The organism is Mesorhizobium sp. P3_B5, assembly GCF_056402815.1.
In genome coordinates, this window is sequence record NZ_JBFUGR010000003.1 from 92,078 (window position 1) to 117,663 (window position 25,586).

At 63.6% G+C, this 25,586-nt stretch carries 26 protein-coding genes and 1 pseudogene; 9 read left to right on the plus strand and 18 right to left on the minus strand.

Annotated features, from left to right (window positions below):
- Nucleotides 1–105: 105 nt before the first annotated feature.
- Entirely contained in the window at nucleotides 106–3,609 is a 3,504-nt protein-coding gene (carB, locus tag AC1DVW_RS10095; protein WP_477322819.1) for a carbamoyl-phosphate synthase large subunit, read from the plus strand.
- On the opposite strand, the gene AC1DVW_RS10100 is transcribed toward carB, so the two are convergent.
- The 4 genes and pseudogenes from AC1DVW_RS10100 to AC1DVW_RS10115 all read right to left on the minus strand — a co-directional run.
- Nucleotides 3,606–4,784, minus strand: coding sequence for an FAD-dependent monooxygenase (locus AC1DVW_RS10100; protein WP_477322821.1), 1,179 nt, complete (start codon nucleotides 4,782–4,784; stop codon nucleotides 3,606–3,608). The two genes, carB and AC1DVW_RS10100, sit on opposite strands and share 4 nt — an antisense overlap.
- Nucleotides 4,785–5,100: 316 nt before the next feature.
- The gene (locus tag AC1DVW_RS10105) at nucleotides 5,101–5,493 is read right to left on the minus strand and encodes a RidA family protein (RefSeq protein WP_113194079.1); all 393 of its coding nucleotides are present in this window, start codon (nucleotides 5,491–5,493) and stop codon (nucleotides 5,101–5,103) included.
- A gap of 75 nt (nucleotides 5,494–5,568) precedes the next feature.
- Nucleotides 5,569–6,033 (minus strand): cupin domain-containing protein, encoded by a 465-nt coding sequence (locus tag AC1DVW_RS10110; protein ID WP_477322823.1) that lies wholly within the window; start codon nucleotides 6,031–6,033, stop codon nucleotides 5,569–5,571.
- Nucleotides 6,034–6,391: 358 nt separating this feature from the next.
- Nucleotides 6,392–7,033, minus strand: a pseudogene (locus tag AC1DVW_RS10115) (DUF899 family protein); the annotation flags it as partial.
- A gap of 177 nt (nucleotides 7,034–7,210) precedes the next feature.
- Here AC1DVW_RS10115 and AC1DVW_RS10120 point away from each other — a divergent pair.
- A complete protein-coding gene (locus tag AC1DVW_RS10120) occupies nucleotides 7,211–7,555 on the plus strand; it encodes a hypothetical protein (RefSeq protein WP_477322824.1) in 345 nt (114 codons plus the stop codon).
- Nucleotides 7,556–7,828: 273 nt separating this feature from the next.
- On the opposite strand, the gene AC1DVW_RS10125 is transcribed toward AC1DVW_RS10120, so the two are convergent.
- Together AC1DVW_RS10125 and AC1DVW_RS10130 are read right to left on the minus strand one after the other, a co-directional pair.
- Nucleotides 7,829–8,317 (minus strand): GNAT family N-acetyltransferase, encoded by a 489-nt coding sequence (locus AC1DVW_RS10125; RefSeq protein WP_477245321.1) that lies wholly within the window; start codon nucleotides 8,315–8,317, stop codon nucleotides 7,829–7,831.
- Nucleotides 8,310–9,266: a transglycosylase SLT domain-containing protein gene (locus AC1DVW_RS10130; RefSeq protein WP_477245322.1), complete on the minus strand. Its 957-nt coding sequence runs from the start codon at nucleotides 9,264–9,266 to the stop codon at nucleotides 8,310–8,312. Before AC1DVW_RS10130 ends, AC1DVW_RS10125 begins: the two co-directional genes overlap by 8 nt.
- A gap of 177 nt (nucleotides 9,267–9,443) precedes the next feature.
- Between AC1DVW_RS10130 and AC1DVW_RS10135 the strand changes: the two genes are divergently transcribed.
- Nucleotides 9,444–10,013: a methylated-DNA--[protein]-cysteine S-methyltransferase gene (locus tag AC1DVW_RS10135; RefSeq protein ID WP_477245324.1), complete on the plus strand. Its 570-nt coding sequence runs from the start codon at nucleotides 9,444–9,446 to the stop codon at nucleotides 10,011–10,013.
- A 48-nt stretch (nucleotides 10,014–10,061) separates the two neighbouring features.
- Here AC1DVW_RS10135 and AC1DVW_RS10140 read toward each other — a convergent pair whose 3' ends face one another.
- Together AC1DVW_RS10140 and AC1DVW_RS10145 are read right to left on the minus strand one after the other, a co-directional pair.
- Nucleotides 10,062–10,388, minus strand: coding sequence for a hypothetical protein (locus AC1DVW_RS10140; protein ID WP_477245326.1), 327 nt, complete (start codon nucleotides 10,386–10,388; stop codon nucleotides 10,062–10,064).
- A gap of 36 nt (nucleotides 10,389–10,424) precedes the next feature.
- The gene (locus AC1DVW_RS10145; RefSeq protein WP_477322826.1) at nucleotides 10,425–10,730 is read right to left on the minus strand and encodes a hypothetical protein; all 306 of its coding nucleotides are present in this window, start codon (nucleotides 10,728–10,730) and stop codon (nucleotides 10,425–10,427) included.
- Nucleotides 10,731–10,782: 52 nt separating this feature from the next.
- Between AC1DVW_RS10145 and AC1DVW_RS10150 the strand changes: the two genes are divergently transcribed.
- Nucleotides 10,783–10,995 carry a cold-shock protein gene (locus AC1DVW_RS10150; RefSeq protein WP_112396569.1) on the plus strand — a complete coding sequence of 71 codons (213 nt, stop codon included), beginning with the start codon at nucleotides 10,783–10,785 and terminating at the stop codon, nucleotides 10,993–10,995.
- Nucleotides 10,996–11,436: 441 nt separating this feature from the next.
- On the opposite strand, the gene AC1DVW_RS10155 is transcribed toward AC1DVW_RS10150, so the two are convergent.
- From AC1DVW_RS10155 to AC1DVW_RS10165, 3 genes are all read right to left on the minus strand, one after another.
- A complete protein-coding gene (locus AC1DVW_RS10155; RefSeq protein WP_477245331.1) occupies nucleotides 11,437–12,048 on the minus strand; it encodes a glutathione S-transferase family protein in 612 nt (203 codons plus the stop codon).
- 87 nt (nucleotides 12,049–12,135) lie between these two features.
- On the minus strand, nucleotides 12,136–12,996 hold the full coding sequence (locus AC1DVW_RS10160; RefSeq protein WP_477322828.1) for an EAL domain-containing protein: 861 nt from the start codon (nucleotides 12,994–12,996) through the stop codon (nucleotides 12,136–12,138).
- Nucleotides 12,993–13,934: an EAL domain-containing protein gene (locus tag AC1DVW_RS10165; RefSeq protein ID WP_477245334.1), complete on the minus strand. Its 942-nt coding sequence runs from the start codon at nucleotides 13,932–13,934 to the stop codon at nucleotides 12,993–12,995. Before AC1DVW_RS10165 ends, AC1DVW_RS10160 begins: the two co-directional genes overlap by 4 nt.
- A 152-nt stretch (nucleotides 13,935–14,086) precedes the next feature.
- On the opposite strand from AC1DVW_RS10165, the gene AC1DVW_RS10170 reads away from it, so the two are divergent.
- Nucleotides 14,087–15,289 carry a pyridoxal phosphate-dependent aminotransferase gene (locus AC1DVW_RS10170; protein WP_477322829.1) on the plus strand — a complete coding sequence of 401 codons (1,203 nt, stop codon included), beginning with the start codon at nucleotides 14,087–14,089 and terminating at the stop codon, nucleotides 15,287–15,289.
- A gap of 82 nt (nucleotides 15,290–15,371) precedes the next feature.
- On the opposite strand, the gene AC1DVW_RS10175 is transcribed toward AC1DVW_RS10170, so the two are convergent.
- Complete coding sequence (locus tag AC1DVW_RS10175; RefSeq protein WP_477245338.1) at nucleotides 15,372–15,767, minus strand: (R)-mandelonitrile lyase; 396 nt, start codon at nucleotides 15,765–15,767, stop codon at nucleotides 15,372–15,374.
- A 254-nt stretch (nucleotides 15,768–16,021) separates the two neighbouring features.
- Here AC1DVW_RS10175 and AC1DVW_RS10180 point away from each other — a divergent pair, with 254 nt between their 5' ends.
- The 3 genes from AC1DVW_RS10180 (at nucleotide 16,022) to AC1DVW_RS10190 (ending at nucleotide 19,301) form a co-directional block, all read left to right on the plus strand.
- Nucleotides 16,022–18,073, plus strand: coding sequence for an elongation factor G (locus tag AC1DVW_RS10180; RefSeq protein ID WP_477322831.1), 2,052 nt, complete (start codon nucleotides 16,022–16,024; stop codon nucleotides 18,071–18,073).
- A gap of 477 nt (nucleotides 18,074–18,550) precedes the next feature.
- The gene (locus tag AC1DVW_RS10185; protein WP_477245341.1) at nucleotides 18,551–18,832 is read left to right on the plus strand and encodes a hypothetical protein; all 282 of its coding nucleotides are present in this window, start codon (nucleotides 18,551–18,553) and stop codon (nucleotides 18,830–18,832) included.
- On the plus strand, nucleotides 18,804–19,301 hold the full coding sequence (locus AC1DVW_RS10190) for a methyltransferase family protein (RefSeq protein ID WP_477322833.1): 498 nt from the start codon (nucleotides 18,804–18,806) through the stop codon (nucleotides 19,299–19,301). The genes AC1DVW_RS10185 and AC1DVW_RS10190 overlap by 29 nt, the downstream gene beginning before the upstream one ends.
- A gap of 22 nt (nucleotides 19,302–19,323) precedes the next feature.
- Here AC1DVW_RS10190 and AC1DVW_RS10195 read toward each other — a convergent pair whose 3' ends face one another.
- Nucleotides 19,324–20,220, minus strand: coding sequence for a LysR family transcriptional regulator (locus AC1DVW_RS10195; RefSeq protein ID WP_477245345.1), 897 nt, complete (start codon nucleotides 20,218–20,220; stop codon nucleotides 19,324–19,326).
- Between the two features lie 78 nt (nucleotides 20,221–20,298).
- Complete coding sequence (gene trxB, locus AC1DVW_RS10200; RefSeq protein WP_477272651.1) at nucleotides 20,299–21,273, minus strand: thioredoxin-disulfide reductase; 975 nt, start codon at nucleotides 21,271–21,273, stop codon at nucleotides 20,299–20,301.
- A gap of 269 nt (nucleotides 21,274–21,542) precedes the next feature.
- Here trxB and AC1DVW_RS10205 point away from each other — a divergent pair, with 269 nt between their 5' ends.
- Nucleotides 21,543–22,013 carry an Lrp/AsnC family transcriptional regulator gene (locus AC1DVW_RS10205; RefSeq protein WP_112560993.1) on the plus strand — a complete coding sequence of 157 codons (471 nt, stop codon included), beginning with the start codon at nucleotides 21,543–21,545 and terminating at the stop codon, nucleotides 22,011–22,013.
- Here the strand turns inward: AC1DVW_RS10205 and AC1DVW_RS10210 are convergent.
- From AC1DVW_RS10210 to AC1DVW_RS10225, 4 genes are all read right to left on the minus strand, one after another.
- The gene (locus AC1DVW_RS10210; RefSeq protein WP_477322835.1) at nucleotides 22,010–22,654 is read right to left on the minus strand and encodes a D-glycero-alpha-D-manno-heptose-1,7-bisphosphate 7-phosphatase; all 645 of its coding nucleotides are present in this window, start codon (nucleotides 22,652–22,654) and stop codon (nucleotides 22,010–22,012) included. The two genes, AC1DVW_RS10205 and AC1DVW_RS10210, sit on opposite strands and share 4 nt — an antisense overlap.
- Nucleotides 22,655–22,660: 6 nt before the next feature.
- Nucleotides 22,661–23,233, minus strand: a complete 573-nt coding sequence (locus AC1DVW_RS10215; RefSeq protein ID WP_477322837.1) for a D-sedoheptulose-7-phosphate isomerase — start codon at nucleotides 23,231–23,233, stop codon at nucleotides 22,661–22,663.
- A 7-nt stretch (nucleotides 23,234–23,240) separates the two neighbouring features.
- Nucleotides 23,241–24,734: a D-glycero-beta-D-manno-heptose-7-phosphate kinase gene (gene rfaE1, locus AC1DVW_RS10220; RefSeq protein ID WP_477322839.1), complete on the minus strand. Its 1,494-nt coding sequence runs from the start codon at nucleotides 24,732–24,734 to the stop codon at nucleotides 23,241–23,243.
- A gap of 141 nt (nucleotides 24,735–24,875) precedes the next feature.
- Nucleotides 24,876–25,508 carry a LysE family translocator gene (locus AC1DVW_RS10225; RefSeq protein ID WP_477322841.1) on the minus strand — a complete coding sequence of 211 codons (633 nt, stop codon included), beginning with the start codon at nucleotides 25,506–25,508 and terminating at the stop codon, nucleotides 24,876–24,878.
- Nucleotides 25,509–25,586: the final 78 nt, after the last annotated feature.

Below are 25,586 nucleotides of genomic sequence, written 5' to 3' on the forward strand. Positions count from 1 at the left end.
TCCCTATAAGGCCCTCCTAGCCTGATACCAGAATCGCGAGCACAACCGGCCGGGTCTTCCCGTCCCGGTTTTTTGTGCAAGCCGCCCGCCGAACGGACCTATGACATGCCAAGACGCACTGACATCAAGTCGATCCTGATCATCGGGGCCGGCCCCATCGTCATCGGTCAGGCCTGCGAGTTCGACTATTCCGGCACCCAGGCCTGCAAGGCGCTGAAGGAGGAAGGCTTCCGCGTCATCCTGGTCAATTCCAACCCGGCCACCATCATGACCGATCCGGAACTGGCCGACGCCACCTATATCGAGCCGATCACGCCGGAAGTGGTGGCCAAGATCATCGCCAAGGAGCGGCCGGACGCGCTGCTGCCGACCATGGGCGGCCAGACCGCGCTCAACACCGCTTTGTCGCTGCGTCGCATGGGCGTGCTCGACCGCTACAATGTCGAGATGATCGGCGCCGACGCCACGGCCATCGACAAGGCCGAGGACCGCGCTTTGTTTCGCGAGGCGATGCAGAAGATCGGCCTCGAAACACCAAAGTCGATGCTGGCCAACGCCACCGACGTCAAGAACACCGACCGCAAGACGCATGAGGCCGAGCGCGCCGCACTCAAGGCCGAGAAGCCGGACAATCTCGACGCGGCGCTCGACGCGCTGGAAACCCGCTGGAACCTCGGCGAAGGCGACCGCAAGCAGCGCTACATCAGCCATGGCATGGCGATCGCCGCCCAGGCGCTCGACCATGTCGGGCTGCCCGCCATCATCCGCCCGTCCTTCACCATGGGCGGCACCGGCGGCGGCATCGCCTACAACCGTGCCGAATTCTACGAGATCGTCCAATCCGGCCTCGACGCCTCGCCGACCACCGAAGTGCTGATCGAGGAAAGCGTGCTCGGCTGGAAGGAGTATGAGATGGAGGTCGTCCGCGACAAGGCGGACAATTGCATCATCGTCTGCTCGATCGAGAACATCGACCCGATGGGCGTGCACACCGGCGATTCGATCACCGTCGCCCCGGCGCTGACGCTGACCGACAAAGAATACCAGATGATGCGAAATGCCTCGATCGCGGTGCTCAGAGAGATCGGCGTCGAGACCGGCGGCTCCAACGTCCAGTTCGCCGTCAACCCTGCCGACGGCCGCCTCGTCGTCATCGAGATGAACCCGCGCGTTTCGCGCTCCTCCGCGCTCGCCTCCAAGGCGACCGGTTTCCCGATCGCCAAGATCGCGGCAAAGCTCGCCGTCGGCTACACGCTGGACGAGCTGGAGAACGACATCACCGGCGGCGCCACGCCAGCTTCCTTCGAGCCGTCGATCGACTATGTCGTCACCAAGATCCCGCGCTTTGCCTTCGAGAAATTCCCCGGCGCCGAGCCGGTGCTGACCACGTCGATGAAGTCGGTCGGCGAAGTCATGGCCATCGGTCGCACCTTCCAGGAATCGCTGCAGAAGGCGTTGCGTGGTCTCGAAACCGGCCTTACCGGGTTGGACGAGATCGAGATCCCCGGCCTCGGCCACGGAGCAGCAATCGCCAACCACGCCGACGACCGCAACGCTATTCGCGCCGCCTTGGGCACGCCGACGCCCGACCGGCTGCGCATGGTGGCGCAGGCGATCCGCATGGGCACTTCGCTCGAAGACGTGCACGCCATGTGCAAGATCGACCCGTGGTTCCTCGAACAGATCGCCGGCATCCTTGATATGGAAGCCCGCATCCGCGAGCACGGCATCCCCGAGGACGCCGTCAATCTGCGCATGCTGAAGGCCATGGGCTTCTCCGATGCCCGCCTCGCCTCATTGACGAAGACCGACGCCGAAGTGATTGCGAAGATTCGCGAAAAGCTCGACGTTCATCCGGTTTATAAGCGCATCGACACCTGTGCGGCCGAGTTCGCCTCGCCCACCGCCTACATGTACTCGACCTATGAAGTGCCGTTCGCCGGCGCGCTTGCGAACGAGGCGCAGGTGTCGTCGCGCAAGAAGGTCGTCATCCTCGGTGGCGGTCCCAACCGCATCGGCCAGGGCATTGAGTTCGACTATTGCTGCTGCCACGCGGCCTTCGCGCTGCGCGACGCCGGCTATGAGGCGATAATGATCAACTGCAATCCGGAGACCGTGTCGACCGACTACGACACTTCCGACCGGCTCTATTTCGAGCCGCTGACGGCCGAGGACGTGCTGGAGATCCTGCGCGCCGAACAGGCATCGGGCGAGCTGGTCGGCGTCATCGTCCAGTTCGGCGGCCAGACGCCGCTGAAGCTCGCCGACGCGCTGGAGAAGGCCGGCATCCCGATCCTCGGCACGTCACCCGACATGATCGATCTCGCCGAAGACCGCGACCGTTTCCAGAAGCTGCTGCACAGGCTCGGCCTCACCCAGCCCAAGAACGGCATCGCCTATTCGGTCGAGCAGGCCCGCCTCGTCGCCGGTGAGCTCGGCTTCCCCCTGGTGGTGCGCCCCTCCTATGTGCTGGGCGGCCGCGCCATGCAGATCATCCATGACGAGGGCATGCTGCAAACCTATCTGCTCGACACCGTGCCCGGCCTGGTGCCGGAGGACATCAAGCAGAAATACCCCAACGACAAGACCGGCCAGATCAACACGCTCTTGGGCAAGAACCCGCTGCTGTTCGACACCTATCTCTCGGGCGCCATCGAGGTCGATGTCGACTGCCTGTGCGACGGCAAGGCGACCTTCGTCTCCGGCATTCTTGAGCACATCGAGGAGGCCGGCATCCATTCGGGCGACAGCGCCTGCTCGCTGCCGGTGCACTCGCTTCCCTCGGAACTGGTGGATGAGCTGGAGCGCCAGACGGCAGCCCTTGCCCGCGCGCTCAATGTCGGCGGCCTGATGAACGTGCAGTATGCGATCAAGGACGGCGTCGTCTATGTGCTGGAGGTCAATCCGCGCGCGTCACGCACCGTGCCCTTCGTCGCCAAGACCATCGGCCGGCCGATCGCCAAGATCGCTGCCCGCATCATGGCTGGCGAGAAACTGGAAGACGCCTTCGCCCATTACGGCGCCATGCCAGACCCCCGTAACCCCGGCCACATCGCGGTCAAGGAAGCTGTCTTCCCCTTCGCCCGCTTCCCCGGCGTCGACATCTTGCTCGGGCCGGAAATGCGCTCAACCGGCGAAGTCATGGGCCTCGACCGCGACTTTGCGCTCGCCTTCGCCAAGAGCCAGTTAGGGGCCGGCGTCGACCTGCCGCGCTCCGGCACGCTGTTCGTCTCGGTGCGCGACGAGGACAAGAAGGGTATCCTCGGCGCCGTGAAGCGTCTGGCCGGCCTCGGCTTCAAGGTGCTGGCGACCTCCGGCACGCAGCGCTTCCTCGCCGAAAACGGCGTCGACGCCCAGAAAATCAACAAGGTGCTGGAAGGCCGCCCCCACATCGAGGACGCCATCCGCAACCGCCAGGTGCAGATCGTCTTCAACACGACGGATGGGCAGAAAGCGGTATCGGACTCAAAATCGCTGCGCCGCGCCACGCTGATGCAGAAGGTGCCGTATTACACCACGCTGTCGGGTGCGGCTGCGGTGGCGGAAGCGATTGCGGCGCTGAAGGCAGGGAGCCTCGAGGTGCGGCCGCTGCAGGAGTATTTCGCCTAGACTAGCGAAGCGGCGGCCGCCTCGGCTTCGGCATAGGCGTCGTGGTTCCAGACCCAGGCGCGTTCCTGCCGCTGGGCGTCAAGCTGGCGGTCGCGGCTATGCAAGTCGCCGCTGGAGGCGTCATAGCGAGCGCCACTCACGCGTGACATGCGCTGGACGCCGGCAGTCCGCTCACGCCGTAGCTGCTCGTAAATCAACAGCGCCCGTGGGGCAGACTTGCGGTCTGCATGGCTCAGCACGGTGGCCAGGGCAACGGCGTCTTCGATGGCCTGGTTGGCTCCTTGTCCAATGTGCGGCAGCATCGGGTGGGCGGCGTCACCCAAAAGGGTCAGGCGCCCGCAAGTCCAGCGCGCCAGCGGCTCGCGATCGAACAGGCCCCAGCGAAACGTCGCTTTCACCTGGGCAATGATCGTCTCGACCATTGGATCCCAGCCGGCGAACTCCCGGGCAAGGGTGGCGGGCTCGCCCCGTGCCGACCATGACTCCTTCATCGGCTCATCAGTCGTGACAAAGCCGACGTAGTTGATGAGTTGGCCGGCGCGCACCGGAAAGACGAGAAAATGCCGGCCCGGACCGAGCCAGTTGCGCATCGCCCCCGACGGCCACGAGACGCTCGCCGCCGGGATCACCCCTCGATAGGCGACCGATCCCGAATAGAGCGGGGCGGACGGGGCAACGACGAACTGCTGAAGGGTTGAATGGATGCCGTCAGCCGCGATCACGACGTCGGCCGTGGTGCGCAAGCCATTGGCGAAAGTGATGACGGCCTGCTCGTCATCCTGTTCGAAGCCGATGCATCTGTGACCAGTCTTCACAACGTCGGGAGATAGCCGGTCGACGAACATTGCCAGCAAATCGGCGCGGTGCATGCCGTGGAACTCGATCTGGCTGGCAAGCTCGGGGGGCCACATTGCCGCGGCATAGGATCCATCGGCGCGACGAAACTGTGGGTCGATCCATCTGGCTCCCGAGCGGATCAGCTCGTAGCCGAGACCGAGCCGCCGAAGCATCCGGACACCGTTCGGCTGGATCGCGACGCCGGCCCCAACCTCGGCCAGGGCTGCCGCCTGCTCGTAGAGACGAACGTCAATGCCGCGTTGATGCAGGGCGTAAGCAGTGGCGGCGCCGCCAATGCCGCCGCCAACGACCGCCACACGTAGTGGGCTCGTGCTCATTGCTCCGGCTGCTCAAGCATTGTCATTCCTTGGCCGGCACCGCGGCCGCCCGTGACTATGGGCGCCCTGACGCCGACGCACAAGGCAGGCAAAAATCAACAAGCTGCTGGAAGGCCGCCCGTACATCGAGGGCGCCATCCGCAACCGCCAGGGCAGATCGTCTTCAACACGACTGATGGCCAGAAGGCGGACTCGAAGTCGCTGCGCCGCGCCACTGTGGTTTGCTTGCTGAAGACGAAATTGATCGTTTGAAATTGACAGGAAAGGACTGGTTCAAGCTCCTAGAAGCGCCAAAGCAGTTTCTATTTCCAATGCCTCACGCCACCGCCACACACTCGATCTCGATATCAAACTCCATCGGCCATGACGCCACCGGCACGAAGCTGCGCGCCGGCGGGTTCACGCTGAAGTACTTGGCATAGACCCGGTTGATGGCGTTGTAGAAGCCGGAATTGACGGCGTAGATGCGCACCATCACCACGTTGTCGAGCGAAGTGCCAGCCGCTTCCAGGCAATGTTTCAGCGCCTTCAGCGACGCTTCAGTCTGCGTTTCGATGTCGCCGCGCACCATTTCGCCGGTCACCATGTCCACCGGCGGCGTCGCCGAGATGAACACGAAGCCGTTGGCCCTGACTGCGGTCGAGCATGGCAGGCCAAGCGCCCGCACCTTGGCCGACATCACCGGCACCTCGATGACTTCTTTTTTCATGACAATCTCCCTGGGTTTGGCAGGGAGCTTATCGCGCTGTCCGGCGAACGCCAGCGCCGACGAATGGTCCAGTCCTCACCCCTGCCCCGGATACGGCGTGCCGTCCTTGTGCAAGAACCGTCCGTCGGAACTGGGGCTCATCATGTCGATGTCGGAGCAAGTGATGACATCGTCGGGATTGCGTGAGCCGACCTCCAGATAGAGCGCCGTCGTGGCGGACCGGTTGATCAAATGATGGCCATTGCCGCTGTTCTTGGCAAAGGTGGCGCAGTCGCCGGCGCGCAGCAGCGTCTCGCCGCCGTCTTCGACCAGCACCAGTTCGCCTTCCAGCACATAGACGAACTCGTCCTCATGGCTGTGCCAGTGGCGCTGGCTGGACCAGCCGCCTGATGGCAATGTCATCAGATTGACGCCAAAATCGGTGAGGCCACCGGCATCGCCGAGGCGCCGCCGGGTGCGGGTTGCGCAGGGTGCATCGAAGGGTGCGGGGTAGCCCGAGCCTTTGCGGGCGGGCACGGCGGACAGGTCGATCTTGGGCATGGGATTCTCCCTCGAGTTGGTGCAGGCATCTGAAGCGCCTGCCGTGGCGCCCTACGGCGCCCCCCCTCTGTCCTGCCGGACATCTCCCCCACAGGTGGGGAGATTGGCAGCTTTCGCGCCGGCTTCTCTGCGACGTTGACAATTGGCGAAGGCTGCGGTGTCGGCCGATCTCCCTCCAAGTGGGGGAGATGTCCGGCAGGACAGAGGGGGGCGCCGTAGAGCGCCAGGTCATCTCTGAAGCACCACGGCCCTCCCCCTCAATGGCAGCACGCCTCGCCATACTGCAATTGCTCGTGCCAATCCGGCCGCCTTGCGGCGTAAGATCCATCAGGTTCCACAGGGGCTCGCACGTGCCGATGGCGCGCGGGTCCTGGCCGGGTTCCTGCGGCGCGAAGCCAAGCTCCGAGCTCCAGAAATGCCTGACACCATCGGCATCGCGGTGGAACACCGACAGCAACGGCAGCTGCGCGCCATCGGGGGCTTCCGCATTGTAGTCGCGCTTGAAGCTGTTGGAGGCGCAGGACAGGAGCCGCATGTTGCGCCAGCCTCTATCGCGGCCAAGCGTGAGCAGATTGTCGAGCGCGGTCTTGCCGACCACGGCGAAATTGAACCCGGCGGCTTCGAGATGGCCGACGGCACCGTCGAACTGATCGAGCAGGCCGGTGCAGGATGGGCATGGCTGGTCCGGCCGCGCAAGCTTCGCCGTGCCGCCGCTGGTGGCCACGTCTCGCGTTTCCTTGGGATGGCGCGGAAACATCATGGAGTAGATGATCAGCGTGTCCTTGCCCGGCGCAAACAGCTCCGACAATTTGACCTTGGCCGGCCGACCATCGGCGCCGAGCCTGTCGAACACATAGTCCTGCGGCACCAGCCCGCCCGGCGGTAGCGCGCGCCGCGCCACGGCGACGTCTTCCATGACCCGGCGCAGCTCGATTTCCTTCTGCAGCAGTCTTTGGCGGGCGGTGCGGTATTTCGCGGATTCGTTGGGAAAGGTGATCATGGTCGGCTCCCTGGTTCGTCGCGCCGGCGTCCCGGCGCGGTTGCTCTGCAAACCAAGGACGTTTGGCAGCGATCGCTTCCGACATTTTTCACGCCACCGCTGTGCCGCACTGCGGAACCTGTCCCGCTTCCCCGCATTCTTCCCATCGGCTAGAGCTTGCAGGATCGGGGGAAAAAAATGCGCGAAGCCGACGATGACGAGATCGACCTGCGCTGCCCGCAGATCGTTGCCGACAACGCTGCCAAGGGTCTGCGGCTGCGCGAAAAATTCGGCCGCGGCGGTACCGAGATCGGCGTGGCGCGGGCCACCGAACTGATGAACCGCGAAAAGCTCGCCCCCTCCACCATCCGCCGCATGGTCAGTTATTTCGCCCGCCACGAGGTCGACAAGCGCGGCAAGAATTACGGCAATGAGGCGAACCCGTCGGCAGGCCACATCGCCTGGCTGCTATGGGGCGGCGACGAAGGCCGCGCCTGGGCGCTCGAGCTCAAACGAAAGATCGGCAACGCACCTGACATCTGAGCGGGCGTCAGACACACCGATACCGAGCTGAAGAAGCAAGCTTGCGAGCGAACCGCCAAGAACAGGCGGGTCCCAAACCCCCGCCTGAGACCCGCCCGGGAGGGACCGACACATGCCGGCGCAGCCCACTCCGATATCTTGCCTCTCGCAGATCCCTGATCGGCCGAGCGGCGTGGATATGTGGTTAACATTTGCCTGCAGCGGCCTATGTGAAGCAGTTCACAAACCCAACGCATTCCTCGGGCGCGTGGCTTCGCGGCAGCAGAAACCGCCCTACCCTTCCCAGGCGACAGGCGTCATACCCAGCCGCTCGTAGAGCCGGACAGCCGCAGCGTTCTCGACGGTGTTGGTCTTCAGGTCGACATAAGCGGCGCCGCGCGCATGAAAGACGGCGAAGGCGTGCCACATCAGCGCCTCGGCAATACCCCTGCCGCGCGCCTCGGGGTGGACGGCAAGGTCCTTGACGAAGGCCCGCGTCCAGCAGAGCGCCGCCCCCGCCAGCCGGCCCTTGTCGTCGATGACCAGGAAGCACAAGGCCGGATCGAATTCGGCGTCACCTGCAATGCGTGGCCACCATTCGTCGAACGGACCGTCGCTGCCGTCGTCGAACACTTCTGTCAGCAGCGCATGCAAGGCGAGCGCATCAGAAGTCGCAAAGCCGCGCATGACAAAGCCTTCGGGCCAGCGCGGCATAACGAGCGTGTCGTCGAGGATCTTGCGCAGCCGGATGTCGTTGAGCGCCGGCGGACGCGGCTCAGGCATCGGGCTGCAGGCGCCGCCGTGAACGGTCGCGGCCAAGGCCGGTTTCTTCCAGCAGGCCCTTGCGCTTGGCGTCGTAGTAATAGCCGGTCTGGTAGAGCCGGTCGGCGCGCTTGGCATTGCCGTCGGAGACCAGCCAGGCGCCGCGCAGATACTTCACCGCATATTTGAGATTGGTCTCGGCATCGAACAGGCCGCTTGCCGGTCCGAGATACCCCATGCCGCGCGCCGTCGCGTGCTTGATCTGCATCAGCCCCCAATGGCCGTGATTGTAGGCCTTCGGGTTGAAGGTGCTCTCGCGGTTGACGACATGGCGCACCAGATCCACCGGCACCTGATAGAGCGCGGCATATTTCTCGATCAGCCGCTCGATTTCGCCGCGCGGTCCGGCTGCATGCTCCTCGGGCTGGCCGGGAGGCGCGAGCAGCGCCGGATTCTCAGGCACCACATAGGCGACTTGTTGAACGCCAGGCATCGGTGCTGCCTTCATCGTCTGCCCGGTGATCGGCATGGCGACGGCCGCGGTGGCATAGACGGCCTTGATGGAGCCGGGGCTTGTCGGCGATGTGCCGGCCATCACGGCCGGCGGTGGCGGAAACTGTCCGGCGATGGGTGTCGAGCCGGCAAAGGCGGCCGGCTGGGCCAGCGCCGCGCCAGGCTGCGCGGGCGGCGGCAGCGCCGCGCCAGGTGTCGCCGGCGCGCCTAGCGTCGCCGCGGCGACCGTCTCGCCGCCGGCTAGCGCCGCCGTCTGAACCTGGGCAAGACCGGACGGTTCCGGCAGCACGGCCACGGTTTCAGGCAGCGCAACCGTCGGCGTGTCGTCCACGACGGCAGGCGTGGCGGCCGCGGCAAGCGCCGGCATAGGCTTGGTCTGCGATGTCGAGGTGCAGCCGCTGAGGCCGGCCGCGGCAGCGAGCACGCCGATTGCGGTGATGATGATTTTCGCTGGCAAGCCGCGGGGGTCCAGTTTGTCGGGTTGTTAAGAAGTCCTTACACCAGCGCTTTTCCTGCGGCAATCAGGGCCATCAGGTGGTTTTCGGGTGGCGAGGTCGGGTGCAAGCTGCGATATTGTTCCCTATCTGTACCAGACACCTAGCCGTTTCTTGGCCTTTTGCGAAAAGGAGCCACCATGGAAAACGCACCCGCGATCACAGCCGGCCACGCAGTGTTAGAAACAGTGATCGGCTTCATGGGCATCGCCTGGAGCGAGACAGGCCTGATCCGGCTTTGCCTGCCCGAGCGCAGTCGCGAGGCGGTTGAGCGCCGGCTGTTTCGCCATGCCGGTGTTTCCACCTCCACCGACCAGCCGCAATGGGTGGTCGAACTGATCGCCTCGATCAAGGCCTATGCGGCTGGCGAGGATATCGATTTCTCCGGCGTGCCGGTCGATCTCGCCGGCGTCGACGATTTCCGCCTTGCCATCTACGACGCGGCGCGAAAACTGAGCTATGGCGAAACCACCACCTATGGCGAACTGGCCAAGCGCGCCGGCCATGGCGGGCTCGCGCGGGAAACGGGATCTGCCCTCGGCGCCAACCCGGTGCCGCTGGTCATCCCGTGCCATCGCATTCTTGCCGCAGGCGGCAAGATCGGCGGATTTTCGGCACCGGGCGGCTCGGCCACCAAGGAAAAGATGCTGGCGATGGAAGGCGTGCGCGTCGGCCCGCCGCCGCCGGCACAGGTATCGTTCGGATTCTAAGGCCGGCACGTGAGCCCGACCCTGTTTCGGGATAACGCCTGGAAAACTCTAGTCCGGGAGAAGTCGCCGGCGGAAACGCCTCTCCGAATCCACCCGCTTGCAGATGTAGACCGGGCAGGATTTCGTGTCGGCGCTTGGCACATAGACGCGCTTCCTGACCTCGCCAATGTTGCAGAATTGTTCGCTCTGCACATAGCGATCGTAGAGCGGCAGCCCAGGCACGCGCGTCGACTGGTAGCGCAGGATGACCGCGCCTTGCCTGGCGATCGTCGCCTGCACCTCGCCGCAGCTCATATGGGTGGGGTCATAGCGCGAGATCGCCTGCGCCTCGGCGGCAACCAGCGTCAGGCATGCGGCAAGCAGAATGGTTTTCATGGTCTTCTCCCAAAACCGGACGAACGCCAGAAGGCGCTACGATCTTCCCGCCGCGCAGACCTCGAAACGCACAATCGGTTTTTCAGCAAGGAACATGCGCACAATCAAGGCCATAGCGTACAATGAGTGCCAAAAAAGAGCGCGCGCCGTGGCCTTATTTTGCAACGCTTTCACGCGATTGGGGCGGTCGTTGGGCAGCGCCGCGGTGGCGCCTTTTTCCGCACCATCTTGTTTTTGGTGCAAAACCAGACTATATGCGTCCCATTGATATTTCGGCCGATCGATCCGGGCCTCGCGATCTTCGCGTTTGCTGACGTCTATCTCCAAAATCTCGATGCACACCGGCTGGACTTCGGTTCGGTCAAACTAAAGCAAATGTTGAAGGACTATCTAAATGGCAACTGGTACGGTCAAGTGGTTTAACTCCACCAAGGGCTTCGGCTTCATCCAGCCTGACAATGGCGGCGCGGACGTTTTCGTTCACATCTCCGCTGTCGAGCGCGCTGGGCTGTCGACCCTGGTCGAAGGCCAGAAGATCAACTTCGAGATCGAGCAGGACCGCCGCACTGGCAAGTCGTCCGCTGGTTCTCTGAGCAAGGCGGCCTGATTTTGCGAATGGCGCGCGCCGGGCGGTAGCTCGGGGCGCGCGGCAAGTCACGGATGTACTGACGGTCGCGCGAGAAGCGCACCGGAGCGAAAAGACCCGACAAGCTGGATCAGCAGATAGCTGCCAGCCCGGACCAAACGCTCCCGATCAGGCTACCGGAAATGGGAAGGCGGGATTTATCCCGCCTTTTTATTTGCCTGGAGTTCAGCCTCCTTCTCCCCGTTTACGGGGAGTTGAGGAGTGGTCCGCGAAGCGGACGAAAAGCCAATTGCTTGGCTTTTCGAATGACGAACGCCCGGCAGGGCGATGAGGGGCAGCGCCCACACATCAGAACTTCCCATCACCAGACCAATCTTTGAGAAGCTGGCGCCGCCCCTCATCTGGCTGCCGCCACCTTCTCCCCGTGAACGGGGAGAAGGACGCTCTCATCGCCGACATCGCTTATCCCAACCATTCCATCGGCACATGCCCCGGATCCGCCTCGACCCGCTTCAGCCAGGCCGCCACCGCCGGATAGGCGTCGAGCTGGAAGCCGCCCTGCTCTGCCGTGTGCGTATAGGCATAGAGCGCGATGTCGGCGACGCTGAGGGCAGCGCCGGCGAAGAACGCGCTGCTTTCCAGATGCCTGTTCATCACGCCGAGCGCCTTGTTGCCGCGCTCCAGCGTCACCGCCAGCCGCTCCGGCGTCGCATCCCTGGCCCTTTCCGGAAAGGTCAGCAGCGCCTTGCGCACCGCGATATAGGGCTCGTGGCTGTACTGCTCGAAGAACAGCCACTGATAGGCCAGCCCCCGCTCGTACCGGTCGGTCGGCAGGAAGCGCGTGCCTTCGGCGAGATAGAGCAGGATGGCATTGGATTCGGCCAACCGCCGACCATCGTCGAATTCCAGCAGCGGCACCATGGCATTGGGGTTCTTGGCGACATAGTCGGCCTTGCGCGTCTCGCCGGTGTGCGAACTCACCTCGATGTTGGTGAAGGCGATGCCGAGCTTGGCCATCAACAGGCGCGGTTTGTAGCAATTGCCGCTGTCGATCATCCCGTAAAGTATGGTCATTGCCGCTCCCTTGGGGCTGCGTTCCCCAGCTGAGGCAATTATCGCGACGGGAACAGCGTCAACCAGTGATTTGTTTTGGCGCGTCCATCAGCGGCGTTGATGCAACGGGATGACCTTGTTGTCGGTGCCGAGCAGCGTGTCGATGCGCAGCGGTTCTTCATTGAAGATCGTGCCGGCGAGCGCCGGCCGCGCCAAGAGAAAGCCCTGCAGCAGGTCGACACCTCCCTCCAGCGCAACGCGAAGGTGCACGGACTGCTCGATCCCCTCGACCAGCACCTTGGCGCCGCGATCATGCAGCATGGAGACGAGCGGCCGAAAAAACCGCTCGGCGGCGGCATGGCGGCAGAATTCCGCAAACCAGGCGCCGTCGATCTTGACGATGTCGGGATGCAGAAGGCTTATCCGCTCTTCCGTCGAGTGGCCGGTGCCAAAATCGTCGATGGCGATGCGGAAGCCGCTACGCCGCATCTCGTGCACCAGGCTGATGAGCACCTTGTCGTCGGCCGCCTGCTCGGTGATCTCGCAGACCAGCATCGCCGGATGCAGGCCGAGATCGCCGAGATGCCTGGCCATCAGCCGGATTTCGGCCAGCGCCCGTCCGGGATGATCGTTGATCAGCGGGTTGTAGTTGAAGAACAGGTTAAGCCCATCGACGCCGATATTGCGGAAATTCCTGAGATGCAGCATCCGGCACATGGTTTCGACAAACAGGCGATCCTCTACTGGCACGCCGCCGAAAAACACCGATGGCGCAACCGGCATGCCTGCGCGGTGCGGTTCGACCAGCGCTTCGACCGCGACCGCCGTCAGTGACCGGCCGCGCGGCATGAAGATCGGCTGATAGGCGCTCTTCAGCCGGAACTCGCCATAGATGCCATATTCGATCCCGATCTCGTCGGCAAAGATCGCCTCGCCGGCGTTGCGCCGCCTGTCGCCGGGGCGGATCATGGCGTCTTCCTGCGCCCGAATGCTTTCACCGGGCGTGCCGACGGCGCCGCGGTTGGCTTGGAAGTCCCAGCATCGGCTGCCGCGGCCGATGGCTGCGTGTCCTTGCCGAATGCACGAAAACTGGTCGGTGCCAGTTCCGGTCGCCCCACCGCGAAACCCTGCACCATGGAGGCTCCCGATTTTTCGGCCAGCTCAAGCTGCCAGCCTTCCTCGATGCCCTCGAACACGGTGCGGATGCCTTGCTGTTCGAAGCTCGTCACCATGGCGGTCAACAGGGCAAAGCCGGCGCCGGACTCCATCAGCTGTGTGATCCAGTGCGCATCGAACTTGACGATGTCCGGCTTGAGGTCCTTGACGCGGTTGATGTCGGACTCGTCGGCGCCGTAATCGTCGACGGCGATGCGAAAACCATTGGCCTTGAGCGCCGCGACGAAACTGTACAGCGTTTCCTGCGATGCCGATTTCTGCTCGGTCACCTCGCAGACGACACGGCGCGGATCGATGCCGGCCTCCTGCAGAACCAGCCGCATGTCGCGCAGCGCATGGTCGGAGATGGCGCGATCGGTGAACACCGAGGGGTCGAAATTGATGAAGATGGACGCCTCTTCCGGCAGGCATGCGCCGGCATTCAAAAGGTGAAGTGTCCGTGTCAGCGCCTCGATATGCAGGCGGTCGCCGGCCGGACAGCTCCTGAAAAAACTCATCGGCGATTGCGGCTCGCCGTCGCGAAACGGCCGGATAAGCCCCTCGAACGCGACAACCGACAGCTTGCCATTCCTGAAGGCGAAGATCGGCTGGAAGGCGCTCTGAAGCGTATAGATGCCCCAGACACCGGTGGAGGTGCCGTCATTCTGGCGGACGATGTGGTGGGCAAGCCCGATGCTCGACACGGTTCCTCGCTCCGCAAGACGGGCGGAATTGGACCGCGATCCTGCCATGCAAAGGGTCTACCCCTCGTTAATGAATTTAGTGTTGCCGAGGATTTGAGCCCTGGTTCACCCGACAATGCTTGCGCTTGGCTAAATGATGCGACATGAGAAGCGCCGCGGCCGCTGGTGGCCGCGCCGATCCTCTCTGGAGACATTTGGTCATGGCCTTTCTTGCCGACGCCCTTTCCCGCGTGAAGCCCTCCGCGACCATCGCGGTGACGCAGAAAGCGCGCGAGCTGAAAAACGCCGGCCGTGACATTATCGGCCTGGGTGCCGGCGAGCCGGATTTCGACACGCCAGACAACATCAAGAATGCGGCGATCGAGGCCATTCGCCGTGGCGAGACCAAGTATCCGCCGGTTTCGGGCATCGCACCGCTACGCGAAGCGATCGCGAAAAAGTTCAAGCGCGAGAACAATCTCGACTACCGGCCGGAGCAGACCATTGTCGGCACCGGCGGCAAGCAGATCCTGTTCAACGCCTTCATGGCGACGCTGAACCCCGGCGACGAGGTCATCATCCCGCGTCCCTACTGGGTCAGCTATCCCGAAATGGTGGCGATCTGCGGCGGCACCTCGGCCTTTGCCGACACGTCTATCGACAACGGCTTCAAGCTGACGGCGCAGGTTCTGGAAAAGGCGATCACGCCGAAGACCAAATGGCTGCTGATGAACTCGCCGTCGAACCCGTCGGGCGCTGCCTACACGGAAGCCGAACTGCGCGCACTCGCCGATGTGCTGTTGAAGCATCCCCATGTCTGGGTGCTGACCGACGACATGTACGAGCACCTGACCTATGGCGACTTCGTCTTCAAGACCATCGCCGAGGTCGAGCCGAAGCTTTACGAGCGCACGCTGACCATGAACGGCGTGTCGAAGGCCTATGCCATGACCGGCTGGCGCATCGGTTATGCGGCGGGTCCGGTGGCGCTGATCAAGGCGATGGACATGATCCAGGGCCAGCAGACCTCCGGCGCCTGCACCATCGCGCAATGGGCCTCGGTCGAGGCGCTGAACGGCCCGCAGGATTTCATCGCCAGGAACAAGGCGATCTTTCAAGGAAGGCGCGACCTCGTCGTCTCGATGCTCAACCAGGCGCGTGGCATCACCTGTCCGTCGCCGGAAGGCGCCTTCTACGTCTATCCGTCCTGCGCCCAGCTGATCGGCAAGAAGACCAAAGCCGGCAAGGTGATCGACACCGACGAGACTTTCTGCTCGGAACTGCTCGAGGCCGAAGGCGTCGCGGTCGTGTTCGGTTCGGCCTTTGGCCTTGGGCCCAACTTCCGCATCTCCTACGCCACGTCGGAGACGCTGCTCGAGGAAGCCTGCACGCGCATCCAGCGCTTTACCGCATCGCTGACCTGATCGGCACATCGACGAGAACCATGAAAAACCCGGCCGCGCGGCCGGGTTTTTTTACACCGGTTCCAACAGAGTCTTTGTGGCCTCAGCCGCCATACTGCTCGTCGGTCACCTGCTCCATCCAGTCGGCATGGGAGCCGTCCAGCGCCTCCTGCATGGCCATGTGCGTCATCGCCGATTTCGGACCGGCGCCATGCCAGTGCTTTTCGCCCGGTTCAAACGAAATGACGTCGCCGGCCTTGATGTCCTGGATCGGCCCACCCCAGCTCTGCGCCCGACCGGCGCCCGCGGTGACATACAGCGTCTGGCCAAGCGGATGGGTGTGCCAGTGGGTGCGTGCGCCGGGTTCGAAGCTGACCATGGTGGCGCGTAGCCGCGCCGGCGCTTCCTTCTCGATGACCGGCGTCTGCAACACACGGCCGGTAAAGTACTTTTCCGGCGCGATGATGGTCGCGACGCTGCCGCAGGCAATGATCTTCATGACAGGCAATCCTCAATCTGGTGGCGTGGCGATGGCGGTGCCGCCCGCTCTTCCGCCGATGGCAGTGTCGTCCGATCTCGCGGGCGGTGCAACCACCTGGGCGAGCCAACAGTGCCGGCTTCCTATTTTCCTTGCCCCGCCGGCAAACCCGTGGGACGATGGTCTTGGGCAGGTGGCGAACGAAAAGAACCCCGCCCGCGACGGTCGACAGGCCGGCCGCCGCTCCCAGGGAAACGCCTGAGTGGAGGTCAGTCATGGGTACTCGCGCCGGAGGACGACGCACGGGACCGAAATGCATTGCCATAGTCGGTCCCTTCGCAAGCGGTAAGACGACACTTCTCGAAGCCATACTCGCCCGTACGGGCGCCATTCCCCGCCAGAACCCCGTTTCATCAGGAAACACCGTTTCCGATCATTCGCCCGAGGCGCGCGCCCACGCCATGAGCGTCGAGGCGACCGTCGCCACCACCGAATTCATGGGCGAGCAGATCACCTTCGTCGACTGCCCCGGCTCGATCGAATTCTCCTTCGAGGCCGAGCCGGTGCTGGCCGCTTGCGACCTCGCCGTGGTCGTCGCCGAAGCCGACGAGAAGAAGATCCCCGCCTTGCAGCTGATCATGCGCAAGCTCGACGATCTCGGCGTGCCGCGCATCCTGTTCCTGAACAAGGTCGACAAGGCAATCGCCGGCGTGCGCGACACGCTGAAGATGCTGCAGCCGGCAAGCTCGGTGCCGCTGCTGTTGCGCCAGATTCCGCTGCGCAAGGATGGCGTCGTCGTCGGCTCGATCGATCTCGCGCTGGAGCGCGCCTACATCTATCGCGAATATGCCGAAAGCGAGGTTGCCCAGATTCCCGGCGACGACAAGGCGCGCGAACTCGAGGCGCGTTTCTCCATGCTGGAGACGCTCGCCGACCACGACGACCAGTTGATGGAGCAGTTGCTGGAGGAGATCGAACCACCCAAGGACGAGATCTTCGACGATCTCGCCGCCGACCTGCGCGCCGGCATCGTGACGCCGGTGCTGATCGGCACCGCCGAAAAGGGCAATGGTGTGCTGCGCCTCTTGAAGGCGATCCGCCACGATGCCCCCGATATCGAAGCGACCCGCAAGCGCCTCGGCGCTCCCGACGGCAATGCGACCGTGGTCCAGGTGATGAAGACCATTCACACCGCGCATGGCGGCAAGCTTTCGGTGTCGCGCATCCTGTCCGGCCAGCTTGCCGACGCCTCGGAGCTCTATCTCTCGACGGGCGAGACGGCAAAAGTCTCTGGCATCTACAGAATGCTCGGCAAGGACCAGTCGAAACTGACCTCGGCCAAGGCCGGCGATACGGTGGCGCTGGGCAAGCTCGACGACGTCAAGACCGGCCAGACGCTGAGCTCGGCCAAAGGTGGCATCAAGCCGCTGGTCACCCTGACGCCACCGCAGCCGGTCTTCGCCTTCGCGCTGCGGCCGAAGGAACGCAAGGACGAGGTCAAGATGTCGGCCGCCATCCAGCGCCTCGCCGAGGAGGATCCCTCGCTCAGCCTGCGCCACAATCAGGATTCGGCGGAAACCGTGCTGTCCGGGCATGGCGAGATGCATCTGCGCGTCGTGCGCGAACGGCTGGAGGGCAAGAACCAGATTCCGGTCGAAGGCCACGCTCCGGCGGTGCCCTACCGCGAGACGATCCGCAAGTCAGTCCAGCAGCGCGGCCGCCACAAGAAGCAGTCGGGCGGCCACGGCCAGTTCGGCGACGTGGTGATCGAGATCAAGCCGCTGCCGCGCGGCTCCGGTTTCCAGTTCTCAGACACCATCACCGGTGGCGTTGTGCCGAAAACCTATATCCAGTCGGTCGAGACCGGCGTGCGCGACTATCTGAAATCCGGCCCTCTTGGCTTTGCGGTGGTCGATGTCGCCGTCAACCTTTCCGACGGCTCCTACCATGCCGTCGATTCTTCGGACATGGCCTTCCAGATGGCGGCCAAGCTGGCGATGAAGGAAGGCATGGCCGCCTGCTCGCCGGTGCTGCTTGAACCGGTGATGAAGGTCGAGATCGTCACGCCGTCCGACGCCACCTCGAAGATCATTGCCCTGATCCCGCAGCGGCGCGGCCAGATCCTCGGCTATGACGCGCGGCCCGATTGGCCGGGATGGGATGTCGTCGAGGCGACCATGCCACAAGCCGAGATCGGCGACCTGATCATCGAATTGCGCTCGGCGACAGCAGGCGTTGCCACCTATCGCAGCGTTTTCGATCACATGGCCGAGCTCACCGGGCGGCTTGCCGACGAGGCGATGAACGCCAACGGCAAGGCTGCCTGAGACAGGCGTTTGGCGGCTTGCCTTCGCCATCGGCACCGACATGAAAACGGCGCCCGGATAATCCGGACGCCGTTTTGCGGACCGTCTTTGTGGGAGGTAAAAACGGCAGGCCCGCCGCACGATTTCCGCCGTGTTGGCCGGCAGAGAAAAAGGTTCGGACGCGGTAGCCGCCTGAGCCCGGATCGTTCGAGTGATGCCCCCATCTCCCGAACGAACCACACCGCGTCCTATGGTCTGCTTAATCCATAGAGTGCATCCGCGACATGTTACCTGGGGTTACATGTCACTGTTACGCGGCAATGCTGGTCAATTTTCCGCTGGCCCTAACAGGGTTCGGGCAACAAAAAAGCCGGATCAATAAAGATCCGGCTGAGTTTGATTGGAAGTGCCTGTTAAGGCTAACCTCCAGAGGGGAACACTCGCGGGCGCTAATGGGAGGAGAACGCGCCCAGGAGATGAACTATATATGTGCTCATCATGCCCAAGAAACAAGCATCTATTTTGCAACACACGCATGCAAAAAGACGCAGTCTGTGGTCCAACCCATTCCCGGACCCGATAGGACCAGAAAAAACCACCAAAATGGGCGCGCCCGGCACCAAAGCCATTGCGGAACCGCCAATCCGAACCGATTCTGTTGCCGAAATTCGCAAAACGCCGAATGATGCTGAATCGGGCAGCCGGCGTTTATTTTTACGGCACCAGGCCGTGAACCGGCGGGGAGACCTCGATGCGAACACCTCAGGCAATTGCCGGTAGCGCGCTGTTCTTCATCGCCGCACCATGCGTCGTCGCCGGACTGGTGCCCTGGCTGTTGACGGATCGCTACCATCTGCCGCTGTCGGCCGTGCCGGGCTTTTCCGCGGTCGGCGCGATCCTCATTGTCGCGGCCGCGGCCTTGCTGCTGCATTCCTTCGCCCGCTTTGCCCTCGAAGGCCTGGGCACGCCCGCCCCGGTGGCGCCGACCGAAAGACTGGTGGTCGGCGGCATCTATCGCCATGTCCGCAACCCGATGTATGTCGCCGTGCTGTCGATCATCCTTGGCCAGGCGCTGCTGTTCTCGAGCTGGGCGGTCGTGGTCTACGCCGTCATCGCCACCACCGCGATGATCTCGTTTGTGAAGCTCTATGAGGAGCCGACGCTGGCCCGCCGCTACGGCGCCGAATACGAAACCTACCGCCGCAACGTCCCCGGCTGGCTGCCGCGGCTGACGGCTTGGCGGGGCTAGATTCGTTCGGAATGGATCAGGTTCAAAACGACCAGCTGCGCGCTTTGGCGATGATGAAATCGCGAAACACATGCAGCTTGGCCTGGTTCTTCATCGCGTCCGGATAGGCGAAATAGGTGTCGAAGGACGGCACTTCGGTCTCCGGCAGCAACTGCACCAGCCCTGACTCCTTGCTGATCACATAGTCCGGCAGCATGGCGATGCCGGCACCGCCCTGCACGGCGCGCTTGATCGACAGGATGTCGTTGATCTGCAGCGTCGGCACCCTCTGCCCGCCTTCGAAATCGCCGACTGTTTCCAGCCAGTTCAATTCCGACAGATGCGAGGGCACCGGCACGCCGAAGGTGACGATGCGATGGTTCTTCAGCTCGGCCACCGAAGCCGGCTTGCCGTGTTTGTTGACATAGGCCGGCGAGGCATAGAGGTGGAAATGCACGGTGAACAGGCGGCGCTGGATAAGGTCCGGCTGCTGCGGCTGGCGCAGCCTGATCGCGCAATCCGCCTGGCGCATGGTGAGGTCGAGTTCCTCATTGGCCAGGATCAGCTGCAGGCTGATTTCCGGATAGAGTTCGATGAATTCCTGGACCCGCTCGGTCAGCCAGCCGGCGCCGAGGCCCACCGTCGTCGTCACCCGCAGCACGCCGGAAGGCCGGTCCTTGGCCTCGGTCAGCCGCGACTTGATCGTCTCCAGCTTCATCAGCACGTCATGCGCCGTACGAAACAGCATCTCGCCTTGCTCGGTCAGCACGAGACCGCGGGCGTGGCGATTGAACAGCGGCACGCCGACGTCATGTTCGAGCGCGCTGACCTGGCGTGAGATCGCCGACTGCGACAGATGCAGCGTCTCGGCGGCGTGGGTAAAGGACCCAGCTTCCGCCGCAGCGTGAAACACGCGTAGCTTGTCCCAGTCCAACGCCATGAGTTCCCCTCGTTCTGGTTTGGCGTCTGAATGAAAAATCAGGCTTTTGAACGGCTTGTCCCGCCGCTTTGATTAGATTTATTCCGCCGCTTCGCGGTGTACCTCAATGCCGGCCAGATACTTTTCCGCCTCGAGTGCGGCCATGCAGCCAAGCCCCGCCGCCGTCACCGCCTGGCGGTAGATGTCGTCAGTGACGTCGCCGGCGGCGAACACGCCGGGCACGTCGGTGCGGGTCGAATTCGGCGCCGTCCACAGATAGCCGTTGGGCTTCTGCTTCAGCTTGCCGGCGAACAGCTCGACCGCCGGCGCATGGCCGATCGCCACGAACACGCCGTCGACCTTGAGATGCGTTTCCTCGCCGGTCACCGCGTTGCGCAGCTTCAGCCCTTCCACCGAGGGCGGCAGCGGCGTCTTGCCGGGACGGCCGGTGATCTCGTCGACGATCGTGTCCCAGATGACGCGGACATTTTCCTTCTTGAACAGCCGCTCGCGCAGGATACGCTCGGCACGAAAATCGTTGCGCCGGTGAATGACCGTCACGCTTTTGGCGAGGTTGGAGAGGTAGAGCGCTTCCTCGACCGCCGAATTGCCGCCGCCGATCACCGCGACATCTTTGCCGCGATAGAAGAAGCCGTCGCAGGTGGCGCAGGCCGACACGCCAAACCCCATGAAGGTCTGTTCGGTCGGAATGCCCAGCCATTTCGCCTGCGCGCCGGTGGCGATGATCAGTGCGTCGGCGGTGTAGGTGGTGCCGGAATCGCCCTTGGCGCGGAACGGCCGCACATTGAGATCGACCTCGGTGATGATGTCGTTGATGATATCGGTGCCGACATGCTCGGCCTGCTTGAGCATCTGTTCCATCAGCCACGGACCCTGGATCGGATCGGCGAAGCCGGGATAGTTTTCGACATCGGTGGTGATCATCAGCTGGCCGCCCTGCTGCAGGCCGGCGACCAGCATCGGCTTCAGCATGGCGCGGGCAGCGTAGACCGCCGCCGTATAGCCGGCAGGGCCGGAACCGATGATAAGAACAGGCGCGTGCTTGGTGGTCATCTAAAGCCTCTGCGGACAGCAGCCAGTGATTGTGGCATGGAAATCTCGTTTGATATCGCGCGTAATGTAAGTGCTGCCCGCCATGCCAGCAAGGCGAGTCGGCATTCGTCCCCGGAAAGCTTCCGCGCCAAGGGCTGTCGCCGTGTCGACAGCCCGAGAAATCCTTCAAAGGCCCAGGAAATCCTTCAAAAGGCAGGGATGGAATGGACAGTGAACTCGTTTAATTACAAAATCACGAAAGATTCTTTCGCGCTGCACGAAAGCCGCCCATGCCGCTCAAAGCCGACCTCGACGCCATCGACTGGAAGATCCTGCGCGAACTCCAGGGCGACGGGCGCATGACCAATGTCGAACTGTCGAGCCGTGTCGGCATTTCGGCACCGCCTTGCCTGCGCCGCGTCAGGCGGCTGGAGGAAACCGGCATCATCCGTGGCTATCGCGCGCTGCTCAATGCGCCCGCGCTCGGCATGGACGTCGTCGCCTTCTGCCTCATCGGCCTGCACCACCAGGCCGATGCAGAGCTCAAAACCTTCGCCGAACGCACGCGCGGCTGGCCGATCGTGCGCGATGCCTGGATGGTCTCGGGCGAATCCGACTTTTTGCTGCATTGCGTGGCGAGCGACCTCGGCACGTTCCAGACCTTCGTTATCGAGCAACTGGCTTCGGCGCCGAATGTCGACACCGTGCGCACCGCGCTCACCATCCGCCGCGTCAAGGACGAAGGGCTGGTGGCGTTCTAAGCCACGCCTAACCCGGCAATTGAGTCGCACAGTCTGCGGTAGTCATTGCCCATCATCAGCTTGCGCGTCGAAAAACTGCCGTCCGGGGCCTTTTTGTTGAACCGGCCGCCGACCAGCCAGCCTTCCACCAGCCCAGCCCTTCGACCGGCTTCCATGTCGTCAGCCTTGTCGCCGACGATGATCGATCGACCGATGTCCACACCCAACAGATCACGAGCACGCAAAATCATGCCCGGATTGGGCTTGCGCATCGGATGATCACCTATCGCCAGTTCACCCGTGCCGCTCGAATGGTAGGCGCAGGCAAGCACCATATCGATATGGCATTGCTCGGCTTCGAGAAGTGCCAGCAGTCTGGCATTCACGGCGGCGAATTCCGGCCAGCCGAAATAGCCACGGCCTATACCTGACTGATTGGACACTATGACCGCAGGAAGGCCGACGGTATTGGCAGCTCGGATTACTGGCAGCATTTCTGGCCGCAGGACGATGTCGGCCGGATCACTGGGATAACCCGTATCGACATTGATGGTGCCATCGCGATCGAGGAACAGCGCCGGCGTTTCCGGGGCGAAAACCCTGGTGCCGATCCGCTCGACCCACAACCCCGGCTCTTCGAGTGGATATGGGTTCGGCTTCACGTCCAGTCAGCCATTGCTCAGGCGCGCTTCGACCACTTCGCACAGATGGTGATAGAGGCACAGATGCCCTTGCTGGATGATCGGCGTCGAGGTCGAGGGCACGTTGAGCAGGATGTCCGACAAAGGCTTGAGCTTGCCGCCGGTGTCGCCGGTCAGGCTGATCACCGTCATGCCCATGATCCGCGCCTGTTGAGCGGCAGCGAGGATGCTCGGCGAATTGCCGCTGGTCGAGATGGCGAGCAACACGCCGCCGGCCGACCCATGCGCCTCGACTTGGCGCGAAAACACGGTGTCGAAGCCATAGTCATTGCCCCAGGCGGTCAGCACCGCGGCATTGGCCGGCAGCGCGATGACGTTGTAGGCCTTGCGCTCCTTAAGGAAGCGGCCGACCAGCTCGCCGGCGATGTGGATGGCGTCGCTGGCCGAACCGCCATTACCGGCGATCAGCAGCGCCTTGCCCGAAGAAAGTGCCGCGACGACCGCCGTCACCGCCCGCTCCATCTCAGCCGTGAGGTCGCGCTCCACCATCGCCGAGATCGCAGCCGCAGAGCGGACCAGATAGTCGTTTAGCTCAGACATGAAAACCTCAGTTGGTGGTGCTGCCAGCGCGCAGTTTGCCGATGGTGCCGGTCGTGCTTTTGCCGGCGACGAGGTCGACCAGCACGACGCGTCCGCCTGCCTTCTGCACCACGTCGGCGCCGACCACGGTCTCGACCGTGTAATCGGCGCCCTTGACCAGTATGTCGGGCAGCAGCGCTTCGATCAGCGCCAGCGGCGTGTCTTCCTCGAAGACAACGACCGCGTCGACCGAGGCGAGCGCTGCCAGCACACAGGCACGGTCATGCTGGTCGTTGACCGGACGTCCCGCACCCTTCAGCCGACGCACAGAGGCATCGCTGTTGAGGCCGAGAACCAGCCGGTCGCACTGGCTGCGCGCGGCGTGCAAGAGGCTGACATGGCCGGCATGCAGGATGTCGAAGCAGCCATTGGTGAAGCCGACGCTCAGGCCCTCGTCCTTCCACGCCGCGACCATGCGCGCGGCCGAAGCGGCATCGAGGATCGCATCCTTGTGGGCAGTCGGCCCGTGCGAGCGAAACAGCGCGCCGGTGAGTTCCTCGACCGTCAGCCGCGCGGTGCCGCGTTTGCCCACCACCACGCCGCCGGCGGCATTGGCGATGGAGGCGGCCATGACACGGTCGCCGCCGGCGGCAAGCGCCAGTGCAAATGTTGCGATCACCGTGTCGCCGGCGCCTGAGACGTCAAACACTTCGCGCGCCTGCGTGGAAATATGCCGGGCATCGTTCGAGCCGACGACGCTCATGCCTTTCTCGCTGCGCGTCGCGACGACGAAATCGAAGCCATGGGCTGCAATCAATGCGCGCGCGGCCGCCACGATCTCATCATCGGCAAACACCGCACGGCCGACGGCCTCGCCTAGTTCCTTGCGGTTGGGCGTGATCGCCGTCGCCCCGGCATAGCGCGCATAGTCGCGCCCTTTCGGGTCGACCAGCACCGGCTTTCCCGCCTCGCGGCAGATCGAGATCAGCTCGCCGGCAATGCCGTCGAGCAAAATGCCCTTGCCGTAGTCGGACAGGATGACGATGTCGGCCTGTTTGAGCGCTGCGCGGAAATGCCGAATCAGCGTCGCCCGCTCCCCGTCGCCCAGCGGCTTGATCTCCTCCTCGTCAAAGCGCAGCACCTGCTGGTTGAGCGCACTGAAGCGGCTTTTCGACGAGGTCATGCGATCGCCGTCTTGCGCCAGACCGCTTGTGTCGACGCCCAGTTCCCCGAGCATGCGCACCAGTGTGTTTCCGGCCGTGTCGGCGCCGATTGCCGACACCGGTATGGCGGCAGCACCAAGCGAGACGATGTTGGCGACGACGTTGCCGGCGCCGCCCATCGCAGACGTTTCGCCGCGCCCGTGCAGCACCGGGATCGGCGCTTCCGGCGAAATCCGCTCAATGACGCCGTTGACGAAACGGTCGAGGATGAAGTCGCCGACGACCAGCACGGTCACGCTGCCGAACCGGGCAATGGCGCGGTGCAGGGGTTCGGAAGAAGGCGGATTGTGCTTGATCATGTCACTGGCAATTCGAGAGAGAAGCCGATCTCTGTCGTGCTGAAAATTGTCAATTTACGGGTCGGATCGTTCATGGCGAAGCCGATATACCGCAATTCCGCGCAGCGCAACGGCAGCACACCACCGCAACGGCTCAACCGGTCAGGCCTTCTGCAAGGCGACATGCACGCCCAGTCCGACCAGCACCGTGCCGCCCGCACGCTGCATCAGCCGCTGTGCACGGCTGGAACGGCGCAGCCGGCCGATCACCGCACCTGCCAGGAACACGCAGACGATATCGGCCGAAGAGAACATCAAATTGACGATGATGCCCAGCACGACGAACTGCAGCCAGACCGGAAACGCCGCCGACGCATCGATGAACTGCGGCAGGAACGCCATGAAGAAGATCGCGGTCTTGGGATTGAGCACCTCGACGGTGATGCTCTCGAAAAACGCCCGCCGGGCCGATTTCGGCTCGATGCCGGGCAGAACCGCATCGCCTTGCGCCTTGGCGCGAAACAGCGAGACGCCGAGCCAGATCAGATACAGCGCACCGCCCAGCTTGACCGCCATGTAAAGCGTCGGCACGGCGTGAAAAAGCACCGACAACCCGGTCGCGGCGGCGATGACATGCACATAGCCGCCAAGATGAATGCCCAACGACGCCGTCAGGCCGGACCAGCGACCACGCGCCATCGTCTGCGCCGCGGCATAGAGCATGGCCGGGCCGGGGATATAGGCGAAGATCGCCGTGGTGGCGAAAAACGCGATGAGCAGTTCGGTCGACGGCATTGTCTTGCTCCTGGCGCACCCCGACGGTCGGCCCGTGCCGACTGAAGCGGGAGATTTGCGGCGCCACTGTGACTGGCC

Excerpts from the sequence above, each read along its gene's own strand:
- AC1DVW_RS10205 (WP_112560993.1), top strand. The coding sequence starts at position 21,543 with ATGCCGCTCAAAGCCGACCTCGACGCCATCGACTGGAAGATCCTGCGC.
- AC1DVW_RS10170 (WP_477322829.1), top strand. The coding sequence starts at position 14,087 with ATGGCCTTTCTTGCCGACGCCCTTTCCCGCGTGAAGCCCTCCGCGACC.
- AC1DVW_RS10155 (WP_477245331.1), bottom strand. The coding sequence starts at position 12,048 with ATGACCATACTTTACGGGATGATCGACAGCGGCAATTGCTACAAACCG.
- trxB (WP_477272651.1), bottom strand. The coding sequence starts at position 21,273 with ATGACCACCAAGCACGCGCCTGTTCTTATCATCGGTTCCGGCCCTGCC.
- AC1DVW_RS10160 (WP_477322828.1), bottom strand. The coding sequence starts at position 12,996 with ATGATCCGCCCCGGCGACAGGCGGCGCAACGCCGGCGAGGCGATCTTT.
- rfaE1 (WP_477322839.1), bottom strand. The coding sequence starts at position 24,734 with ATGATCAAGCACAATCCGCCTTCTTCCGAACCCCTGCACCGCGCCATT.
- AC1DVW_RS10190 (WP_477322833.1), top strand. The coding sequence starts at position 18,804 with ATGCGAACACCTCAGGCAATTGCCGGTAGCGCGCTGTTCTTCATCGCC.
- AC1DVW_RS10175 (WP_477245338.1), bottom strand. The coding sequence starts at position 15,767 with ATGAAGATCATTGCCTGCGGCAGCGTCGCGACCATCATCGCGCCGGAA.
- AC1DVW_RS10135 (WP_477245324.1), top strand. The coding sequence starts at position 9,444 with ATGGAAAACGCACCCGCGATCACAGCCGGCCACGCAGTGTTAGAAACA.
- AC1DVW_RS10225 (WP_477322841.1), bottom strand. The coding sequence starts at position 25,508 with ATGCCGTCGACCGAACTGCTCATCGCGTTTTTCGCCACCACGGCGATC.
- AC1DVW_RS10185 (WP_477245341.1), top strand. The coding sequence starts at position 18,551 with ATGCCCAAGAAACAAGCATCTATTTTGCAACACACGCATGCAAAAAGA.
- AC1DVW_RS10165 (WP_477245334.1), bottom strand. The coding sequence starts at position 13,934 with ATGGCAGGATCGCGGTCCAATTCCGCCCGTCTTGCGGAGCGAGGAACC.
- AC1DVW_RS10195 (WP_477245345.1), bottom strand. The coding sequence starts at position 20,220 with ATGGCGTTGGACTGGGACAAGCTACGCGTGTTTCACGCTGCGGCGGAA.
- AC1DVW_RS10150 (WP_112396569.1), top strand. The coding sequence starts at position 10,783 with ATGGCAACTGGTACGGTCAAGTGGTTTAACTCCACCAAGGGCTTCGGC.
- carB (WP_477322819.1), top strand. The coding sequence starts at position 106 with ATGCCAAGACGCACTGACATCAAGTCGATCCTGATCATCGGGGCCGGC.
- AC1DVW_RS10105 (WP_113194079.1), bottom strand. The coding sequence starts at position 5,493 with ATGAAAAAAGAAGTCATCGAGGTGCCGGTGATGTCGGCCAAGGTGCGG.
- AC1DVW_RS10215 (WP_477322837.1), bottom strand. The coding sequence starts at position 23,233 with ATGTCTGAGCTAAACGACTATCTGGTCCGCTCTGCGGCTGCGATCTCG.
- AC1DVW_RS10140 (WP_477245326.1), bottom strand. The coding sequence starts at position 10,388 with ATGAAAACCATTCTGCTTGCCGCATGCCTGACGCTGGTTGCCGCCGAG.
- AC1DVW_RS10110 (WP_477322823.1), bottom strand. The coding sequence starts at position 6,033 with ATGCCCAAGATCGACCTGTCCGCCGTGCCCGCCCGCAAAGGCTCGGGC.
- AC1DVW_RS10120 (WP_477322824.1), top strand. The coding sequence starts at position 7,211 with ATGCGCGAAGCCGACGATGACGAGATCGACCTGCGCTGCCCGCAGATC.
- AC1DVW_RS10125 (WP_477245321.1), bottom strand. The coding sequence starts at position 8,317 with ATGCCTGAGCCGCGTCCGCCGGCGCTCAACGACATCCGGCTGCGCAAG.
- AC1DVW_RS10180 (WP_477322831.1), top strand. The coding sequence starts at position 16,022 with ATGGGTACTCGCGCCGGAGGACGACGCACGGGACCGAAATGCATTGCC.
- AC1DVW_RS10100 (WP_477322821.1), bottom strand. The coding sequence starts at position 4,784 with ATGAGCACGAGCCCACTACGTGTGGCGGTCGTTGGCGGCGGCATTGGC.